We start from the raw sequence: 20,790 nt of genomic DNA, 5'->3' as shown, positions 1-20,790 counted from the left end.
ATCTACACCACCATCAACTGATGATTCGCCAGCAAGGTGGCGAGGTCGGTATGCACGCCCGTCAGCGTGACCACGTTAGCTGTCGCAAAGCCGCCGCCCGTGCCGTCGCGATCGATCTGCACGATGGTGTCGCTGCCGCTCTGGGTAACTTTGACAAAATCACCGATGTTTCCGGCCTGCGCATCCAGCGTCGCCACGCCGTTGACGTAGCTGGCTTTGCCGTTGCCGGTGTAGCCGCTGCCCTGTAACAGTTCGCGAATATCAATACGATCGGTGTCGGCGGTGCCTTCCCATGTCCCTACCGTAAAGCCATTCACCACGTCCGAGCCGTTGCCACCGGTGGCGTCGCTGGCGTTGAGCAGTTTATAGAGCAAGGTGTCGTGCCCGCCGTTGCCGATGTTGAGCGTGTCGTTACCGCCGCGCCCTTCCAGTTGGTTATCGCCCGTGCTGCCGGTCAGAGTATCGTTAAAATTCGAGCCGGAAATGCCTTCAATATTGGTGAATGTTGAGGTGTTAAAGCCGGTCGCCTGCGCGGCGGTGCTGCTTAAGTTAGCGGTCACGCCCACCGTTGAGAGGCGGAAATCAACCACGTCCATGCCGCCATTCGCCAGCCAGGTTCCGGTGCCGGAGCTGTACACCCAGCCGCCGGAGCCGTCGTAAGTGTCGGTGCCTGCGGTGGCAAAGAAGGTGTCGTTATAACCGGTGCCAACGAACTTACCGTTGTTGCTCGCGGTGCCCGCTTCGGCGCTGAGATCGTAAGCGTGGGTAGCATCGGTGGCCTGTAAGCCGCCCCAGGTGGTATTCACCGTCTGGTCGATATTGCTGGCGGTGGCACCGGTGGATTTAATCAGCACCGCGTTATAGGTTTCTCCGGCATTCAGCCCGTAGAAATTGACCAGCGCCGAGGTGTCGTTAACCCCCATCCCCGACTGCGGGTTGATGATTTGCGTGGCGACCAGCACACCTGCCGAGTTGTACAGTTTTACGGTATTGCCGTAATAGACGTTAATCCCGTTGGGATCGGTGATGCGCAGATGCAGCGAAGTGCCGTAGCTCACCGTGTTGGTGTTGCGGATCAGGAACACGCTGCCCGACTGTTTGGTCACCAGTACATCCACCGCGCCGTCCCAGTCGTAGTCCATTGCTGCCACGCCGCTGGTGGTGCCGCTCTGGCTGCCGCCGAGTACCGACTGCGTCCAGTTACTGGCACCACCAACGTTGGTGTAAAGGTAGGATTGTCCGGTCTGGGCAATACGGGCGATATCCATCAGGCCGTCATGGTTCCAGTCCACCGCCAGGCTAAACTGGCTGGCATAGGTAGTTGCCGTTGCCCCCATTGCCACCGGACTTCCCAGCACGCCGTTGGTGTTGAATAACAGAGAGCCGTAGTTAGCTCTTCCCTGGCTGGCGGGCAGGAAGAGATCCATATCGCCGTCGCCGTCAAAATCCGCCCACGTCATGGAGACAGACGTCGAGTTGCCGCCGCTGCCCGCCGTGCTGAGGAAGGTGTTGATGGTGTTTTGTCCCCAGACAAACGTGCCGTTTCCCTGGCTGATAAGCGAAGACAGCGTGTAATAGTTGTTCAGGTTGAAGGTGTGCTGAACCAGGTCAATCCTGCCGTCATTGTTCAGATCAACGCCAGAACCTTCGTTGAGTGAAAGATATCCCGTCACCGCCCCGCCCACCGTGGCGCTCCCGCCGTTGTTGGACACGGTAGAGTTCCCCGTCAGCACGCCCGCGTTATTCCACAGGAAGGTATTGGAGTCTGGCCCCCCGGCGTCGCCAATCCAGAAATCGAGATAGCCGTCGCCCTCTTTATCAAACGCTACTACCGAGCCATACCACGTCAGAGTGCCAACGGCGACCAGAATGGCACTGGAGAAGGTGCCATCGCCGTTATTGGTAAAGCCGTTGATATAGCCCGTGCCGTAATCATCACGGGTAATAAACAGATCGCCCGTACCGTTACGGTCGTAATCGGCAATGGAACTGGTGGCGTAATTGTTGCCGCTCTGGTACAGCGTCAGGGCGGTCTTCGACCAGGTAAGCGGGTCGGTAGATTGCATCACCTGTTGGTTGGCCAGCACCGTCCACATCCCGTGCGTGTCGAGGCCGTAGGTCAGCCCCCAGGCAGTCGTTTTATTGGCGGTCGTCCAGGCTGGCGTGTAATCAATTGCCGCGTTGACCGTCACCGTGCCATTGCTGACGTTAGCGGTGTTGCCGTTGCCCGCCGAGCTTTTCACCTGCGCGGTGACGTTATAGGCGGTAGCGGACGCCGCCAGCACATCGGTATCCGGCAATTGCACATACCAGGTGTTGTGCGCCGGATCGACCACCACCGCGCCGCCCGGCTGCGAGGTGTAGGTTTTACCGTTGATCACCACTTCAACATACTGCCCACTGGCAAGTGCGGCAGTGATTACGCCACTGATAATCGGCGTAGTGTCGCGCGTGGTTTGATTGGTGATTTGCGCAAGCGTCGTCGGAATAGAGGTATCAACCGTCAGAACAAAATCACTAGAGGAGGTGATATTCCCCGCCAGATCCACCACTCGCGCGCTGTAGGTATAGGCACCGCTGACCAGCCCACTGTCGCTGTAGGTCCAGTTCAGTGCGCCGACCATCGTCACCGCGCCTAACAATAAGCCGTTGCGATAGAGGTAAACCACTTCTCCGCTGGCCAGCGGAGCGGAGAGCACGCCGTTTAACAGCGGCGTGGTGTCGTCGGTAGCCTGCGAACTGCTTAACGTCCCCTGCCGCTGCCCGACATCATCGGTATACGACACAATAGTTGGCGTGGCGGTGGGGTTAATCGTATCGACCACCACCGTTTTCGACACCACCGGGCCGGTATTTCCCGCCAGATCCAGTACCCGCACCTGATAAACATAGCTACCGTCGGTCAGCGTGCGGCTGTCGGTGTAAGTCCACTGCGTGCCGTTAGTGGTGAGCGTATTCCAGGTCGCGCCGCCGTCGAGGCTGATCTGCGCCACTTCGCCGCTGGCAAGCCCCGCCCCCAGCGAACCGGTCAGTGTGAGCGTGGTATCGCTGGTGATAAAGTCGGTTGCCGAGCTACCCGTATCGGTGCTGATGCTGGCGATGGTCAACACCTGCGCCGGGTTAACGGTGTCGATCTGCGCCGTCTGGCTGCCCGTTGCGCCGACGTTACCTGCCAGATCGACCACCCGCACCTGCCAGGTGGTCGTGCCGTTAGTCAACGTGCGCCCATCAGCGTATGTCCAGTTCAGGCCGTCTGCCGCCAGCGTCACATTCACCCAGGTTGCGCCGTTGTCGGTACTGATTTGCGCGAACTCGTTAGCACCGAGCGCCGCCCCCAGCACGCCGCGAACGGTAAGCGTGGTATCGCTGGTAATAAAGTCGCTGCTGCTGGCGCCGGTGTCATCGCTGATACCGGTAATGGTGATGCTTTTCGCCGCTTCGGGACTGGTGGTATCGACCACCACGTTTTGCGTCGCGGTCTGCCCGACGTTCCCCGCCAGATCCACCACCCGCACCGTGTAGTTCCAGGTGCCGTCGGTAAGCGTGCGACTATCGGCATAGCTCCAGCTGGTGCCGATAACGGTTAACGTGGTCCAGGTAACGCCGCCATCGAGGCTGATTTGCGCCCGTTCATCGGCGGCAAGCGTCGCGCCGAGCGTCCCGCGCACGGTCAGCGTCGTGTCACGGGTAACAAAATCGCTGCTGCTTAAACCGGTGTCATCGCTAATGCCCGCAATGGCGATGGTTTTACTCGCCAGCGGCGCGCTGGTGTCAACGGTGACAATCTGGCTGGCGGTCGCGCCGATATTTCCGGCGGTGTCGATAACCCGCACCTGATAGTTGTAGTTGCCGTCAGCCAGCGTGCGCCCGTCAAGGTACGTCCAGGTCAAACCGCTTACGGAAAGATTCTGCCAGGTTGTACCGCCGTCGATGCTGATTTGCGCGAACTCACCGGCAGCCAGCGTCGCCCCCAGCGTGCCGCTCACCGCAAGCGTCGTGTCGCTGGTGACAAAATCGTTAGTGATCAAGCCGGTATCGGTGGTGATCGCGCTAATGGCGATGGTTTTCACTGCTGGATCTGGCGCGATGGTGTCGATCACCACGTTCTGGCTGTCAGTCGCGCCGACGTTGCCCGCCGCATCAATCACCCGCACCTGATAGAGATAATTGCCATCGGTCAGCGTGCGGCTGTCGTTGTAGCGCCAGGTCGTGCCGGTCACGGTAAGCGTGGTCCAGGTTACGCCGCCGTCGATACTGATTTGCGCCGTCTCGTTACTGGCAAGCGCGGCGGTCAGCGAGCCATTGACCACCACCGGGCTGACGCTGGTGATAAAGTCGCTGGCGCTAAGCCCGGTGTCGGCTTGCAGGGAATCGATATTAATCCCCATCGCCGGGGCGCTGAGATCGACGGTAATGGTGTGATCGCTGCTGCCGGTGTTGCCAATGGCGTTGCTCACCGAGGCGTTAATCACGTAGGCGTTGCCGTCTGCCAGCGCGGTGACATCGGCGCTGCCGAGGGTGTAGCTCCAGCTACCGCCGGTCTGCACGGTGGTGGTGTAGGTTTTGCCGTTTAAGGTCAGAGTCAGCGTCTGCCCGACCGGCGCGGTGGTGGTGCCGCTGATCACCAGAGACGAGCCGTGTTCCCCCGCATTCACCACATCATCGCCCGCGAAGGTGTTGATGGTGACGGTAGGCACATCGCCGTTCAACGTGACGCCACGGCTGGCGCTGCCGGGGTTTCCGGCCTGATCGCTGACCGTCGCGCTAATGGTGTAGCTGCCGTCGCTTAATCCGGCAAATTGCTGCGCCGGAATAAACACCGACCAGCTTCCGCCGCTGCCAACCGTTGCGCTCCAGCTCTGACCGTTAAAGATGACGGTTACCGTCTGACCGACTTCGGCGGTGGTGGTGCCGCTGATGGTCTGCCCGGCAAGCTGCTCGGCGTTGTTAATAATATCGTCGCCCGCTACCGTGGCGATGGTCACCGTCGGCGCAGCGGTGTCAACGGTCAGGGTGTGCGTGGTTTGACCGGGGTTGCCCGCGCGATCGTTCACGCTGGCGGTGATGGTCTGCGCGCCCTGCCCGAGCGTTGCCAGATCCGCCGCAGGTACGTTCAGCGCCCAGGTGCCATTGGCGGCAACCGTGGCGGTATAGGTTTTGCCGCCAAAGGTCACGGTGACCGTCTGCCCGACTTCCGCGCTGGTCGAGCCGTTAAGGGTTAACGGCTGCTGCTGTTCGGCAGCATTGAGTCGGTCGTCCGTCGAAACGGTGTTAATGCTGATAATCGGCGCGGTGAGATCCACGGCCACGCTGCGCGAGGCCGTGGCGCTGTTTCCGGCGCTGTCCTGGGCGGAGGCGCTAACCGTATAGCTGGTGCCATCAGCAAGTGCCGCAACGTCTGCCGCTGGCACATTCACGCTCCAGCTCCCGTTGCTTTGAATGGTGGCGCTGTAGCCTTTGCCGTTAAGCAGCACGGTCACCACAGTGCCTGTCGCAAAATTGGTGCCGGTGCCGCTCAGGGTCAGCGCACTGCCTGCTTCGGCGGCATTAATAAGGTTATCGCCGCTGATGGTGCTGACCGAGAGCGACACCGCCGCCGTATTCACCTGCACATTATGCGTTTGCGTGCTGCTGTTGCCTGCGCTATCGGTGATGGTGGCGCTGATAGTCACCGTGCCGTCCGCAAGGCCAGAAATCACGCTGGCAGGCACGCCGACGCTCCAGTTGCCGCTGGCATCGGTGCTGGTGACATACTGCTGCCCGGCGATGGTCACCACCAGGCGGTCGCCCGCTACCGCGCCCGTGGCGGTGCCGCTGATAATCTGCGCCTGGTTATGTTCGACGTTGTTAATCACATCATCGCCCGCCACGGTGTTAAAGCTGATGACGGGCGCGGTGGTATCGACGGTGATGCCTTTGCTGGCGCTGCCGGAGTTACCCGCCAGATCGCTGACCGTGGCGGTCAGGGTGTAGCCATTATTGGCAAGCGCGGTTAAGTCGCTGGCGGGCAGCGTTAAGCTCCAGCTGCCGTCCGCCTGCACCGTGGTCTGGTAGTTAGTGCCGTTAAGCGTGACGGTGAGCGTCTGCCCCGTTTCCGCCGTGCTGGTGCCGGATACCGTTACGCCCGCCGCCGCTTCGCTGGCATTGATGATGTTATCGCTGGCAATGGTGTTGATGGTCACCGTTGGCGCGGCGCTATCGACGCTGTATTCATGCGTTGCCGTGGCGCTGTTGCCGTTGACGTTAGTTACCCGCACCTGGGCGCTGGCATCGCCATCACGTAACGTCGCCATATCCGCTGCCGGAACGGTGGTGCTCCAGCTACCGTTAGCCGCCACCGTGGTGGTGTAGGTTTTGCCACCAAAGGTAATAGAAACTGTTTGCCCCGCTTCGACGCCGGAGGTGCTGCCGGAAAGCGTTAACGCCGCACCTTTTTCGGCGGCGTTAATCACATCATCAGCGGTAATAGCGTTAATACTGACGGCGACGGCGGCGAGATCAACGGTCAGCGGATGGGTAATGCTGGTTTGCGTTCCGGCACTGTTCGCGCCGCTCACGGTGACGTTCACCGTCCCCGCTGGCCAGTTACTGACATCAGCTGTCGGAACGCCGACGCTCCAGGTGCCGTTCGCCAGCACCGTTGCAGCGTAGGTCTGGTTGTTAATTACTACCGTCAGCGCCGCACCTGCCGCAAAACCGGAACTGCTGCCGGTGATCACCTGCGCCTGAGCGTGTTCGATGATATTGACCACATCATCACCTGCGACGGTATCGACCCGCAGACCAGGCAGACTGGCGTCGATGGTGATATCGCGCGTGCCGCTGCCGGTGTTGCCAACGCCGTTGGTCACCGAGGCGTTAACGGTTAACTCACCGTTACCCAGCGCCTGCCAGTCGGCGGCTGGTACGCTCACGTTCCAGCTTAAATCTGGCTGGACGGTGGCGCTGTAAGTTTTACCGCCCAGTTCAACGGTGACGGAGCTGCCCGCCGCCGCGCCGGTCACCTGACCGCTGATGGTTTGCGCGCTGCCTGCTTCGGCGGCATTGATAATGTCGTCCGTCGCCACCGGATTTATGGTCACACCCGGCAGCGCGGTGTTGACCTGTATGTTATGGCTGGTGGTGGTGCTGTTGCCCTGAGCGTTGGTAACGCTCGCCGTCACGCTGTAGGTGGCTTCGCCCAGCGCACTGACCGCTGAGGCAGGAACGGTGACGCTCCAGTTACCGGAAGCGTCGGTGGTGGCGCTGTAGTTTTGTCCGTTCAGGGTGACGGTGATCGCCGTGCCCGCAGGCTGATCGCTGGTGCGGTGAGGCTTACCGTCACGGTGCGGCCGGCGTCGTCGCTGTTGCCCGCCCGATCGCTGACGCTGGCGGTGATGGTCTGTGCACCGCTACCGAGAGCCGTAACATCCGCCGCCGGTACGCCGACGCTCCAGTTACCGGAGGCATCCAGCGTGGTGGTGTAGGTTTTGCCGTTGAGCACAACGCTCACCACATCGCCCGCTTCCCCGCCGCTGCTGGTGCCGGAGATCACCAGTGCCTGCGCGTGTCCGGCGTCGTTGATGATGTCATCGCCCGCCACGGTGTTAATGGTGAGAACCGGCGCGGTGGTGTCTACCGCCAGATTATGGCTGGCGCTGCCGGGGTTGCCCGCTTTGTCGTTGACCGTGGCGCTGACGGTGTAATTGCTTGCGGTCAGCGCGCCGAGTGATGAGGCAGGGACGCTAACGCTCCAGCTACCGTCCGCCTGTACATTACCGGTGTAGGTTACGCCGTTAAGGGTGACGCTCACCGTCTGCCCGGTTTCGGCGGTGCTGGTGCCGCTGAGGGTGAGCGGGCTTCCGGCCTCTGCGGCGTTAAGAATATCGTCGCTGGCGATGGTGTTAATGGTGAGCGTCGGCGCACTGGCATCGACGCTGTACGCATGGGTCGCCGAAGCGTTATTGCCGCTCGCACTACTGATACTGGCCTGCACGTTCGCCGCGCCGTCTGGCAGGGTTGCCAGATCCGCCGCCGGAACAGTTACGCTCCAGCTTCCGTTGGTGGCGACGCTTGCGGTGTAGGACTTACCGCCAAAAGTAACGGTAACAGTTTGCCCGCTTTCAATCCCGCTGGTGCTGCCGGAAAGGGTCAGATCGGTGCCTTTTTCGGCGGCATTAATTACGTCGTCGCTGGCAACGGTGTTGATGCTGATAGCCACAGCCGTTAAATCGACGGTGAACGGATGGCTGACGCTGACCTGATTTCCGGCGCTGCTCTCGCCTGTCACGTCAACAGTTAACGGCCCCGCAGGCCAGGCGCTGACGTTTGCTGCCGGAATACCGACGCTCCAGCTCCCGTCTGCCTGTACCGTGGTGGAATAAGCCACGCTGTTAATGGTGACTGTCAGCACAGCGCCGGTATTCAAACCGCTGCTGCCGCCGGTGATCACCAGCGCCTGCCCGTGTTCGATGCTGTTGACGATATCATCGCCCGCCACGGTATCCACGCGCAGCCCCGGCAGGTTGGCGTCAATGGTGATGTCGCGCGTGCCGCTACCCGTGTTGCCACTGGCGTTAGTGACAGAGGCGTTAATGGTTAAATCGCCATTGCCCAGCGCCTGGAGATCGGCTGCCGGAACGCTGACGCTCCAGCTTAAATCGGCCTGAACTTGTGCAGTATAAGTATTGCCGCCCAGCGTGACGGTCACCATATCGCCTGCGGCGGCGCGGGTCACCACCCCGCTGATGGTTTGATCGGCGCCCGCTTCAGCCGCGTTGATAATATCGTCGCCCGTAACCGTGTTGATGGTGACGCCCGGAAGACCGCTGTCGACCAGTAAATTCGCCTGGCTGCTGGCGGTGTTACCCACCGCACTGGTGGCACTGGCGCTGACGGTATAGTTAGCCTGGCCTAAGGCCGCCAGATCGTTCACCGGTACGGTTAACGTCCAGTTGCCCGCCGCGTCGGTGGTGGCAATGTAGTTATGACCGTTGAGCGTGACGGTAACCTGTGCGCCTGTCGCCAGCCCCGTACTGCTACCGCTAATGGTCAACGGCTGACCTTTTTCATTGGCATTCAGCACGTTATCGCCGCTGATGGCGTTAAAGGTAATGGTCGGCAGCCCGGTATTGACCGTCACCTGATGCGTGGCGCTGCCGCTGTTACCCCCGGCATCGGTGACGCTGGCGTTGATGGTCACCGTGCCGTTCGCCAGCGCCGAGACAACGCTTGCCGGTACGCCGACGCTCCAGTTACCGCTGGCATCCAACACGGTGGTGAAGGTATTTGTGCCGATAGTTACCGTGACGGTGCTACCGGTTGCCGCACCAGTGGCGGAGCCGCTGATAATCTGCGCCTGAGCGTGTTCCGTTGCGTTGATCACATCATCGCCCGCCACCGTGTTGATGGTGACCAGCGGAACGGAAGTATCCACCGTCAGGTTGTGGTTAACCGAGGCCGGGTTTCCGGCTTTGTCGCTCACCGCCGCGCTGACGGTGTAGTTACTGGCGGTCAGGGCGCTTAACGCTGCTGGCGGCACACTGACGCTCCAGCTACCGTCCGTTTGTACCGTGTCGCTATAGTTTGCGCCATTGAGCGTGACGGTGATCGTTTGCCCCGCTTCCGCCGTGCTGCTGCCGGTGATGGTCAGCGCCGTACCGGCTTCGGTGGCGTTAAGAATGTCGTCGCCCGCAATAGTGTTAAAGGACACCGTTGGCGCGGTAGCATCGACGCTGTAAGCGTGGGTAGTGGTGGCGCTGTTGCCGTTAACATTGCTGACGCTGGCCTGTGCGCTGGCATCGCCATCACGCAGGGCCGCCATATCTGCCGCCGGAACCGAGGTGCTCCAGGAACCATTCGCCGCGACGCTTGCAGTGTAGGTTTTGCCGCCAAAGGTGACGGTGACCGTTTGCCCGGCCTCCACACCAGAAGTGCTGCCGGAGAGCGTTAACGCCGCGCCTTTTTCGGCAGCGTTAATCACGTCATCGGCAGTAATGGCGTTGATGCTGACCGCCACCGCAGTGAGATCGACAGTCACCGGATGCGTAACGCTGACCGGGTTTCCGGCGGTGGTGTTGCCGCTCGCCGTAATCGTGACCGTCCCCGCAGGCCAGGCGCTGACATCTGCCGCCGGAACGCCGACGCTCCATGAGCCATCGGCTAAAACCGTTGCGCTATAGTTCTGGCTATTAATCGAAACCGTGAGTACCGCACCCGCTGCCAGACCAGAACTGCTGCCGGTTACCACCAGTGCCTGCCCGTGCTCGATGATATTCACCACATCATCGCCAGCGACGGTATCGACCCGCAGACCTGGGAGATTAGCGTCAATGGTAATGTCGCGCGTACCGCTGCCAGTATTGCCCACGCTATTAGTGACTGACGCAGAAATTGTTAGTTCGCCGTTACCCAACGCCTGTAATGCGGCTGCCGGAACATTAATACTCCAGCTTAAATTGGCCTGCACTGTCGCCGTGTAAGTCTCGCCACCCAGCGTGACGGTCACCGTGTCGCCCGCCGCTGCGCCTGTAACCTGACCGCTGATAGTTTGATCTGCCCCTGCTTCGGCGGCGTTAATAATATCGTCCGTTGCCACAACGTTAATGGTGACGCCAGGCAGCGCGGTATTGACCTGTACGTTATGGCTGGCGGAACCGCTGTTGCCAGCGGAGTCAGTAGCGGCGGCGGTCACCGTGTAAGTGGCTTCACCGAGCGCGCTCACAGCGGACGCCGGAACGGTCACGCTCCAGTTACCAGAGGCATCGGCTGTGGTGGTGTAATTTTGCCCGTTAAGCGTAACGGTTACCTGCGTGCCCGCAGGCTGGTTGCTGCTGCCGGAAATCGCCAGATCCGCGCCTTTCTCCGTGGCGTTGATAATGTCATCGACGGCGATGGTGTTGATACCGAGCACCGGCGCGCCGAGCGCCACGTTGACAATGTGCGAAGTCGTGCCGCTGTTGCCTGCGGAGTCGGTAACCGTGGCGGTAATGGTCACATCGCCCTGCGCCAGTGCGGAAATCACGCTGGCAGGCACGCCGATGCTCCAGTTGCCGTTGGCGTCCAGCACGGTGGTGTAGGTGGTCGTGCCAATGGTAACGGAAACCGTATTACCGGTAGTCGCACCCGTTGCCGAGCCGCTGATAATCTGCGCCTGGCTGTGTTCAGTGGCATTGATGATGTCATCGCCCGCTACCGTGTTGATAGTGACGACTGGGGCAAACAGATCCACCACCAGGTTATGCGTTGCCGAGGCCGGATTTCCGGCTTTGTCGCTGACCGCTGCGTTGACGGTATACGAGCTGGCGGTGAGATTCGCTAAATCGCCAGTCGGTACGCTGACGCTCCAGCTACCGTCTGCCTGTACATTGCCGCTGTAATTAACGCCGTTTAGCGTCACGGTCACCGCCTGCCCGGCTTCTGCCGTGCTGGTGCCGCTGATGGTCAGCGCCGTTCCGGCTTCGGCGGCGTTAAGAATATCGTCCGTGGCGATGGTGTTGATAGTAACGGAAGGCGCGGTGGCATCGACGCTGTAAGCATGTGTTGTATGGGCGATGTTGCCTGCTACGTTGCTGACGCTGGCTTGTACGTTTGCTGCGCCGTCTGGCAAGGCTGCGAGATCGGCGGCTGGAACTGTCAGCCCCCAAGTGCCGCCCGTCGCAACCGTGGTGGTGTAGCTTTTGCCGCCAAATATGACGGTAATGGTCTGCCCCGCTTCCACGCCAGAGGTGGTGCCGGAGAGCTGCAAATCGCTGCCTTTTTCGGCGGCGTTAATCACATCGTCAGTAGAAAGAGTGTTGATGGTAATCGCCACGGTAGCGAGATCGACCGTGACCGGATGGCTAATGCTGGTAGTCGTTCCGGCGGTGTTGGTGCCTGTAACCGTAATATCGACCGTCCCCGCAGGCCAGTTCCCCACATCCGTCGCCGGAACGCCGACGCTCCAGGTGCCGTCTGCCAGTACCGTTGCGCCGTAGGTGACGCTGTTGATTTCCACTGTCAGTGGCGTTCCCACCGCCAGCCCGGTACTGCTGCCGGTAACCACCAGCGCCTGACCGTGCTCGATAATATTGACCACATCATCGCCTGCCACGGTATCGACGCGCAGACCAGGCAGGTTGGCGTCTATCACGATGTCGTGCGTTGTGGTGCCGGTATTGCCTGTAGTGTTGGTGACCGAGGCGCTGATGGTCAGCTCACCGTTACCCAACGCCTGCAAATCTGCCGCAGGCACGCTGACGCTCCAGCTTAAATCTGGCTGCACGGTTGCGATGTACTGGTTGCCGCCAAGCGTGACCGTCACCGTATTCCCCGCCTGTGCCGTTCCCGTTACCTGACCGCTAATGGTCTGGTTAACGGCGATTTCAGCGGCGTTGATAATGTCATCGCCCGCCACGGTATCAATGATCACCCCTGGCAGGAGCGATTCGACATTCACTGTATGGGTAGTACTGCCGCTGTTGCCCGCGCTGTCGGTGGCGCTGGCGCTAATCTGGTACACAGCCTCGCCCAGGGCGCCGACCGCCGAAGCCGGCACGGTAACGCTCCAGTTGCCAGAACCGTCGGTGGTGGCGCTGTACGCCAGGCCGTTCAACATCACGGTGACCGTGGTGCCGGTCGCCAGACCGCTGGAGCCGCCGCTGATGGTCAGATCCTGAGTTTTCTCGGTATTGTTAATGATGTCGTCGCCGGAGACGATATTGATGGTCAGCGTCGGGCCGCTGAGATCAACGGTCACATCGTGAGTCGTGCTGTCGCTGTTGCCCGCGCGATCGCTCAGGCTGGCGGTGATGGTCTGGCTGCCGGTCGCCAGCGCCGTGACATCCGCCGCCGGAATACCCACGCTCCAGTTACCGGAGGCGTCCAGCGTGGTGGTGTAGTTTTTACCGTTCAGATTAACCGTAACCACATCGCCCGCCGCCGCGCCCGTACTGGTTCCGCTGACGACCAGCGCCTGCCCGTGTTCGATGGCGTTGATGATGTCATCGCCCGCGACGGTGTTAATGGTGAGATCCGGCGCGGTGACATCCACCGCCAGCGCATGGTCGGCGCTTGCCGGGTTGCCCGCTTTGTCGCTTACGGTCGCCGTCACGGTATAACTGCTGGCAGTCAGCCCGCTTAAATCCGTTGCCGGAACGCTCACGCTCCAGGTGCCATTGGCCTGGACGGTGGTCTGGTAAGTGTTGTTATTGAGCGTGACGGTCAGCGTCTGCCCGGCCTGCGCCGTGGTGGTGCCGCTGATGGTGATCCCCGCGCCCGCTTCGCTCACGTTAAGGATATCGTCGCTGGCGATGGTGTTGATGGTCACAAGCGGCGCGGTGGCATCGACGCTGTACGCGCGATCCGCCTGGGCGCTGTTGCCGTTAATGTTGCTGACGCTCGCCTGCACATTGCCCGCGCCGTCCGGCAGCGCAGCGAGATCGGCAGGCGGCACATTCACCGTCCAGCTACCGTTGGCTTCCACGGTAGCGGTGTAATTTTTGCCGCCAAAGGTCACGGTCACCGTCTGCCCGGCTTCCACACCGCTGGTGCTGCCGCTTACGACCAGCGTTTCGCCTTTCTCCACGGCGTTGATCACATCATCGCCGGAAAGGGTGTTAATGGTGATGGCGACCGCCGCCAGATCGACGGTGACTGGATGGGTAATGGTGGAGGTTGTTCCGGCACTGTTGGTGCCGCTTACCGTAATATTCACCGTTCCCGCAGGCCAGTTGCTGACGTCTGCCGCCGGAACGCCGAGGTTCCATGTGCCATCAGCTAACACCGTTGCGCCATAGGTGACGCTGTTAATCACGACCGTTAACGCCGTCCCCACCGTTAGCCCGGTGCTGCTACCGGTGATCACCAGCGCCTGATTGTGCTCAATGCTGTTTATGACGTCATCGCCCGCCACGGTATCGACGCGTAAGCCAGGCAGATTGGCATCGATAGTGATGTCTCGCGAACCGCTGCCGGTGTTGCCGACGCCGTTAGTCACCGAAGCGTTTACTGTCAGGGAGCCGTTGCCCAGCGCCTGAATATCCGCCGCCGGAACGCTGACACTCCAACTTAAATTAGCCTGCACCGTGGCGGTGTAGGTGTTGCCGCCCAACGTAACGGTGACCGTATCTTCCTGCGCTGCGCCCGTGACCTGCCCGCTGATGGTTTGCGCGTTGCCGGATTCAGCAGCGTTAATGATGTCATCGGTCGCTACCGGATTAATGGTAACGCCAGGCAGCGCACTGTTAACCAGCACGCTATGGCTGGCGGAGTTGCTGTTGCCTGCCGTGTCGGTGACGTTTGCGGTTACCGTGTAGTTGGCTTCACCCAGCGCGCTAACCGCCGAGGCTGGCACCGTGGCGATCCAGTTACCGGAAGCATCTGTTGTGGCGGTATAATTTTGCCCGTTCAGCATCACCGTAACCGTAGTGCCTGCTGGCTGATTACTGGTGCCGGTAATTTGCAGATCTGCACCTTTTTCCGTGGCGTTAATCACGTCATCCGTAGCAATGGTGTTGATGCCAATTGTCGGCGAGGTGAGATTCACAGTGATCGTGTGGCTGGCGTCGTCGCTGTTGCCTGCCGCGTCGGTAATGGTCGCGGTGATGGTTTGTGCACCGCTGCCAAGCGCAGTGACATCTGCCGCCGGAACGCCGACGCTCCAGTTGCCGGAAGCGTCCAGCGTCGTGGTATAGGTTTTACTGTTTAACGTAACGGTGATGACATCGCCTGCTTCCCCGCCTGTGCTGGAACCAGAGATCACCAGTGCCTGCCCGTGTTCGGCGGCGTTAATGATGTCATCGCCGGAGACGGTGTTGATGGTTAGCACTGGCACGCTGAGATCCACCGCCAGCCCGTGGGTGGCGGTCGCCGGGTTACCCGCCTTGTCGTTGACTGAGGCGCTGACCGTATACTGGTTGGCGGTCAGATTGCTGAGATCCGCCGTCGGCACGCTGACGCTCCAGCTTCCATCTGCCTGGACGGTGCCGCTGTAAGTCACGCCATTAAGCGTGACGGTTACCGTCTGCCCCGCTTCGGCGGTACTGCTGCCGTTGATGGTTAACGGATTGCCCGCCTCGGCGGCGTTCAGAATATCGTCAGCGGCGATGGTGTTAATGGCAAGCGTCGGTGCCGTAGCATCGACGCTGTAGGCGTGGGTTGCCGAAGCCGTGTTGCCGTTAATATTGCTGACGCTGGCCTGCGCGGTGGCGTCGCCGTCGCGTAATGTAGCAAGATCGGCGGCAGGTACGGTGGTTGTCCAGCTACCATCGCCCGCTACGGTGGCGGTATAGCTTTTTCCGCCAAAGGTAACAGTGACCGTTTGCCCCGCTTCCACGCCAGAGGTGCTGCCGGAAAGGGTTAAATCTGCCCCTTTTTCAGCAGCGTTAATCACATCGTCGCCGGAAACGGTGTTAATGGAGATCGCAACCGCTGCCAGATCGACGGTGACCGGATGAGTGATAGTGACCGGGTTTCCTGCGCTAGTAGCACCTGAAACCGTAATATTCACCGTACCCGCAGGCCAGTTGCCCACATCTGCCGCCGGAACACCAACGCTCCATATGCCATCGGCTAATACGGTCGCAGCGTAAGTGACCGTGTTAATCACCACCGTCAGCGCCGCGCCCGCCGCCAGCCCGCTGCTGCTACCGGTTATCACCAGCGCCTGAGCGTGCTCGATGCTGTTGACCACATCATCGCCCGCCACGGTATTGACGCGCAGACCTGGCAAATTGGCGTCGATAGTAATATCTCGCGAACCGCTGCCGGTATTACCAACGCCGTTGGTCACCGAAGCGTTAACCGTCAGATCGCCATTACCGATGGCCTGAATATCCTCCGCCGGAACGTCCACGCTCCAGCTTAAATTGCCCTGCACGGTAGCGGTGTAGGTTTTCCCGCCAAGCGTTACGGTAACCGTATCGCCCGCCGCCGCGCCCGTCACCTGGCCGCTGATGGTCTGCGCCACGCCCGATTCGGCGGCGTTAATAATATCGTCGCTCGCCACCGGATTAATGGTGACACCAGGCAGCGCGGTATTGACCTGCACGTTATGGCTGGCGGAATTGCTGTTACCTGCGCTGTCGGTGACGTTCGCCGTCACCGTGTAGCTGGCTTCGCCCAGCGCACCTACTGCGGAAGCGGGCACCGTGGTGCTCCAGTTGCCTGCGGCGTCCGTCGTCGCGGTGTAATTTTGCCCGTTCAGCGTCACCGTAATTGTGGTGCCTGCTGGCTGATTACTGGTGCCGGTAATTTGCAGATCCGAGCCTTTTTCCGTGGCGTTAATTATGTCATCGGTAGCGATGGTGTTAATGCCAATGGTTGGCGCGGTAAGGTTGACGGTGACCGTGTGCGTCTCACTATCGTTGTTGCCTGCCGCATCAGTCACCGTGGCGGTAACAGTTTGCGGGCCGCTACCAAGCGCGGTGACATCCGCCGCCGGAACGCCGACGCTCCAGTTGCCGGAGGCATCCAGCGTCGTGGTATAGGTTTTACTGTTTAGCGTGACGGTAACAACATCCCCCGCGTCCCCGCCGGTGCTGGAACCGGAGATCACCAGCGCCTGCCCGTGCTCGGTGGCGTTAATAATGTCATCGCCCGCAATGGTGTTGATGGTCAGCACCGGAACAGTGAGATCGACCGCCAGATTATGCGTGGTGCTCGCCGGGTTGCCCGCTTTGTCATTGACCGTCGCGGTCAGGGTGTGGCTGCCATCCGTCAATGCCTCAAGATCTGCCGCCGGAATGTTAATGCTCCAGCTGCCATCGGCCTGTACCGTTGCCTGATACGTCTGCACGGTCGGGCTGTTAAGCGTTATCGTAACAATCTGCCCCGCTTCGGCGGTGGTGCTGCCGCTCACCGTCACACCCGCATCGGCTTCGCTGGCGTTGACGATATTGTCGCTGGCAACGGTATTGATAATGATGGTTGGCGCGCTGCTGTCGACGCTGTAGTTATGCACCGCCGAGGCGCTATTGCCGTTGACGTTGCTGACGCTGGCCTGCGCGGTGGCGCTACCATCGGTTAATGACGCTAAATCGGCAGCGGGAACCGTGGTTGTCCAGCTACCATCGCCTGCAACCGTGGCTGTGTAATTTTTACCGCCAAAAGTGACGGTGACCGTTTGTCCGGCTTCTACGTTAGTGGTGGTGCCGGAAAGGGTTAAATCAGCGCCTTTTTCTGCGGCGTTAATCACATCGTCCGTGGCGATGGTGTTGATGGCGATCGCTGCCGGAGTGAGATCCACCGTTACCGGATGCGTAATGCTCACCGGATTTCCGGCGCTACTTTCCCCGGACACGGCAACCGTCACCGTCCCCGCAGGCCAGGCGCTAACCTGCGCCGCCGTCACGCCTACGCTCCAGCTACCATCTGCCTGCACCGCTGTAGTGTATTCGACGTTATTAATTGTGACGGTTAGCGGCGTGCCTTCAGCCAGCCCCGAACTGCTGCCGGTGACCACCAGTGCCTGCCCGTGCTCGATGATATTGACCACATCATCACCCGCTACCGTATCGACCCGCAGGCCAGGCAGATTGGCGTCGATGGTGATATCACGCGAGCCGCTACCGGTGTTGCCGTTTTCATTGGTGACCGAGGCATTAACCGTTAAATCACCATTACCCAGCGCCTGAATATCTGCTGCCGGAACGCTCACGCTCCAGCTTAAACCAGCCTGGACGGCAGTCGTGTAGGTATTGCCGCCCAGCGTAATAGTTACCGTGTCGCCAACGGCTGCGCCAGTCACCTGCCCGCTGATGGTTTGCGCTACGCCCGCTTCGGCGGCGTTAATAATATCGTCGGTTGCTACCGGGTTAATGGTCACGCCGGGCAGCGAGCTGTCGACCAGGAGGTTATGGCTGGCGGTGGCGCTGTTGCCAATACTGCTGGTCACCGCTGCTGTCACCGTATAGTTGGCCTGGCCCAGTGCGGTTACCGCCGATGCCGGAACCGTCACGCTCCAGTTGCCGGAGGAGTCGGTCGTCGCCGCATAATTTTGCCCGTTCAGCGTCACGGTGATGGCGGTATTAGCAGGTTGATCGCTGGTGCCGGTAATCTGGACATCGGCTCCTTTTTCGCTGGCGTTAATCACATCGTCGCCCGCGATAGTGTTAACACCAATCACCGGCGCGGCAGTGTTGACCGTGACAGTGAGTGACTGGCTGCCGCTGTTTCCGGCGCGGTCAGTGACTGAAACGTTGATCGGATAACTGCCGTCCACCAGTCCGCTGACGACGGAAGCCGGAACGCCCAGACTCCAGTTGCCAGAAGCATCCACCACCGTGGTGTAATCCACATTATTGAGGGTCACGGTGACGATATCGCCAGCCTGCGCGCCGGTGACCGTGCCGCTGATGATTTGCGCCTGGGTGTGTTCCGGCGTATTGATGACGTTATCGCTTGCCACCGGATTAATGGTCACCACCGGCGGCGTGGCATCGACCAGCGCCACCCGTGAAACACTGCTCGGGTTACCGGCGACATCGTTCACGCTGGCGGTCACCGTGGCGTTGCCGTCAGCCAGCGCATCGACGTTGGCGGCGGGAACGGTCACGCTCCAGGTGCCATCTGACTGCACTATGCCCTGATAGGTCTGTCCATTCAGCGTGACGGTAACCGTCTGCCCTGGCTGGGCGTCGGTAGTGCCAGTGATGAGCAAATCCTGCCCGCTTTCGGCGGCGTTGATGATGTTGTCGGCGGTCAGCGAGTCGATGCTTAAGGCCGGCGCCTGGCTGTCGACGGTAATGGTGCGGGAGGTGTTTCCGGTATTACCGCTGAGATCCGTTACGGATGCAGTAATTGCCACCGCACCGTCAGGTAGATTACCCATATCGGCAGCGGGTACTGTCAGACTCCAGGAGCCATCGGCCTGCACAGTAGTGGTAAAACTCTGTCCGGCGAGGGTTACTGTAACCGTTTGTCCTGGCTCAGCTTGTTGAGTGCTGCCGGTGAGGGTCAGTGGCGCATTTTTTTCTGCACCACTGATAATGTCATCGCCGGAAACCGTGTTAATGGTGATCAACGGAGAAACGCCCACCAGCGTGATTGCACGTGATGCTGTGCCAGTATTTCCGGCGGCATCTGTCACGGTGACGAAAATCGTATTGACTCCGCGATCCAGCGTGCGGGTTACCGCCGGGTCCAGCGCCACATTCCAGCTACCGTCTGCCAGCACGACGCCCGTCAGGACATGAGCGCCCAATTTCACAGTCACCGTATCGCCAGGAGAAGCACCGCTGACGTTTCCGGAGATGATCTGCGCAACGGCCTGTTCGGCATTATTAAGAATATCGTCGCCCGCCACGGTGTTGACGTTGATCGTCGGCGCGCTGGTATCTACCGCGAAATTCGCGCTGTTGCTGGTGGTATTTCCTGCCCGGTCGCTGACGCTGGCATTTACGGCGTAGTTACCATCTGCCAGCGCCTGCACTTCTGCGGCAGGCAGCGCCACCTGCCATGTGCCATCGCTACCGACGGTTGCTGTATGGCTTTTACCATTTACTGTCAGTGTAACGATTTGCCCGGCTTCAGCATTCGAAGTACCGCTCAGTACCAGCGCGGCGTTATGTTCTGCGGCGCTGACAATGTTGTCCTGGGCGATGGTGTTGATAGCAAGCGTCGGCGGCTGGGTATCGACGGTTAACAGTTGCGCGCTGGTGACCGTATTGCCCGTAGCATCTTTCCCGCTGACCAGCACTGCCTGATTCCCTTCGCCTAACGCCTGGGCATCAGCGGTCGGCACCTGTACGCTCCACGCGCCGTTAGCACCTACGCTGGTCGTGTAGGTTTTGCCGTTTAGCGTGACGGTGAGTTCTGTTCCCTGCGGCAAGTTGCTCGTCGTGCCTGAAAGCGTAAATCCGGCGGCCTGTTCGCTGGCGTTAATAATGTTATCGCCTGCGGTGGTGGCGACCTGCACGCTGGCCTGGCTGTCGTCGATGGTTAACGTTATCGAACCAGCGTCAGTGATGGTGCTGCCGACAATTTGCACCACTGACCAGGTATGTTCACCTGCGCTTTGCGTGGGTAAAGAGACGCTCCAGTGCCCGTTGATGTCTACCTGAGTACTGGCAATAGTATTGCCGTTACTGTCTTTGATCTGGATGGTCGCCCCCGCCTGCCCGCTACCGCTAAAGGTTGGCGTGGTGTCATCTGTGATGTCATTGGTGGCGAGAATACCGCGCTGATCGCCCTGATTATCGGTGACTAAAAATGATGGGGTTGCATTGCCTGGCTCGGCGGGTGGCGGAGGATTGTTAACCACTTCAGTTTTTGAATCGTCATCACCACCGCTTGCCAGTAAAGCGCCAAGCGCACCGCCACCTACCGCCGCACCGGCTAACCATCCCCACGGGAAGGTGCTGGTCTGAGCAACGGTATCAAGAAATGGTGCAATACTTTCAATAGCGGTGGTCTGAGCGGTCAGTTCTACGGGGGCTAATCCCCCCGCTGCGGCATCGGCAAAGGTTACGTGGGTTAGCTGTTGTCCATCGGTAAAGACCAGTTCAGATTGTTCACTGGTATTTGTCGCTTGCAGGAAATAGCCGTTGCAACGGATAACCGTACCATCCTGCATATAGATCAGCAGGTCATTTCCTTCGCGAACGTAACGCGCAACGGCAGATGCCTGAGCATGAACCTGCACCACAGAGGGCTCATAAATAACAACCGTAACGTCGCCAGGATTAATCAGCGTTTGTTTGACGGATGTTTTACGCGAAATAACATCAATAATCAGGCTCATAATGGCATTCCTGATAAATGGCGCACATCCTTAGCGAGTCCATTTATCTAAATAAGACAAAGGTAATAACTCAACAACGATGCCTACCTGAT

Annotated in this window: 1 pseudogene; it reads right to left on the bottom strand. The window is 60.1% G+C overall.

Annotation, left to right across the window (positions count from 1 at the left end):
- Positions 1-2: 2 nt before the first annotated feature.
- Positions 3-20,698 (bottom strand): annotated as a pseudogene (gene siiEA, locus BEG40_RS00425) (BapA-related adhesin SiiEA).
- Positions 20,699-20,790: the final 92 nt, after the last annotated feature.

Origin of the sequence: Escherichia sp. MOD1-EC5495 (assembly GCF_002965965.1) — a bacterium.
GTDB classification, from domain to species: domain Bacteria; phylum Pseudomonadota; class Gammaproteobacteria; order Enterobacterales; family Enterobacteriaceae; genus Escherichia; species Escherichia ruysiae.
The sequence above is the reverse complement of the archived record's forward strand: the minus strand, read 5'-3'. Positions and strand labels throughout refer to the sequence as shown.